General features: G+C 38.5%; 1 protein-coding gene. It reads right to left on the reverse strand.

All coding sequences use genetic code 11. The features are described 5' to 3' along the window. Positions 1-247: MiiA motif-containing surface protein (locus HMPREF2782_RS09505; protein WP_222563138.1), on the reverse strand; the 247-nt coding region annotated here is incomplete at both ends.

Here is a 247-nt window from a genome sequence, read left to right on the forward strand (position 1 = left end):
GCTGGGTTCTTTTTAGCGTCGGTTTCTGTATCACCTGCTTTTTCTGTTACAGTTTGCTCAGGAGTTAAAGTGTTTGTAGATTTGTCTGGGTAGGTTAAAGTTACTGATCCATCGTTGCCTACTTCTACTTTTTCTGCTTTTGGATTCTTTTCTTTAACTTTCTTTTCTACTTCTGCTTTTTCTTCTGGGGTTAAAGCTGTTTTGTCTGCAACTTCTGTTTTTTCAGGTGCTACTGCTGGGTTCTTTT

This window comes from Anaerococcus sp. HMSC068A02, assembly GCF_001811125.1.
In the GTDB taxonomy this organism is placed as follows: Bacteria; Bacillota; Clostridia; order Tissierellales; family Peptoniphilaceae; genus Anaerococcus; species Anaerococcus vaginalis_C.